Below are 1,223 nucleotides of genomic sequence, written 5' to 3'. Positions count from 1 at the left end.
GTCTGCTCGATCAAAAGGCCTCTGAAGCCCGAGCAGTCGATGAAGAGCTCACCTTCCACGCGCTGGCCGCTTTCCAGTTCGACGCTCTCGATGAAGCCGTCCTCGCCGCGCTGGTGGACCTTCACGATCTTGCCTTCCTGGCGCTTCACCCCGCGTGCCTCGGAATAGCGGCGCAGAAAGCGCGCATAAAGCGAGGCATCAAAATGGAAGGCGTAGGCGATGCGCGAAAGGGGTGAATTGCCTGCATTCACCGGCCGCATGAAGCGGTTCTGGCTCGCCGCGACCGAGGTCAGCGAGTAATCGGTCACAAGGCGCGGATCGCCACCATGCATCATGCGCAGCCAGTAGGCGTGGAAGGAGACGCCTTCCATGTCTACGCCGAACGGGCCGAACGGGTGGAAATAGGTGTGGTTCTTCCGGCCCCAGTCGACGAACTCGATGCCCAGCTTGAACGAACCTTGCGTCTCGCGGACGAAATCGTCCTCATCCAACCCCAGCATGCGGTTATAGATATTGATCTGCGGGATGGTGGCCTCGCCCACACCGACAATGCCGATCTCTTCAGATTCAACGAGCGTGATGTCGGCATAGCGGGGGCCAAGAATTTTCGCCAAAGCAGCTGCCGTCATCCAGCCGGCCGTGCCGCCGCCCACAATCACGATTTTGCGTATCCGGTTCCCGTCCATTTCGTCCCCTCAGGCGGCCTCTGGTGCGCGGCAATGCTGATTGATGAAGTCGGCGTGCAGTGGCATGGAGCCGGCGGCACCGCGCACCATGGCGCGTATCTCTTCCAGCGCGGCGGCTACATCCTCCACCGGCGCGGTATCGACCAGCGGGTCGTAGCCGTCCGGCATCACGTTCTGGCCCAGCAAGACCGCATACCAGCTGGCTTCGGCGAAGAGTTCATCCTCATAGCGGAAGAGGCGGCCCTTGCAGCGGAAGAGGTCGAGCTTGCGCGCCAATGTCTCCGGGATTGCCATGTGGCGGCAGGCATCCCAGAGCGGCACACCTTCGCGCTCATTGGCGTGATAATGCAGGATGATGAAGTCACGGATGAACCTGATCTGCTGGTCGGTCAGCCGATTATATTCATCAATCTCGACGTTCGAAAAACCGTTATCGGGGAAGAGCGCCAGAAGCCGTGATATCCCGCTCTGGATGAGGTGGATGGAGGTGGATTCCAGCGGTTCGAGGAAGCCTGAGGCGAGGCCCAGCGCCACCAC

Annotated in this window: 2 protein-coding genes; both read right to left on the bottom strand. The window is 60.8% G+C overall.

Annotation, left to right across the window (positions count from 1 at the left end):
* The coding region (locus ACTIGC_RS13535) for a tryptophan halogenase family protein (protein WP_439634917.1) at positions 1-686 on the bottom strand (686 nt) is incomplete at its 3' end.
* A gap of 9 nt (positions 687-695) precedes the next feature.
* On the bottom strand, positions 696-1,223 hold a 528-nt coding region (locus tag ACTIGC_RS13530; protein ID WP_439634916.1), incomplete at its 5' end, for a tryptophan 7-halogenase.

The sequence above is a fragment of the Glycocaulis sp. genome, assembly GCF_051859565.1.
Taxonomy (GTDB): Bacteria; Pseudomonadota; Alphaproteobacteria; order Caulobacterales; family Maricaulaceae; genus Glycocaulis.
This window is presented reverse-complemented; position numbering and strand designations above follow the sequence as displayed.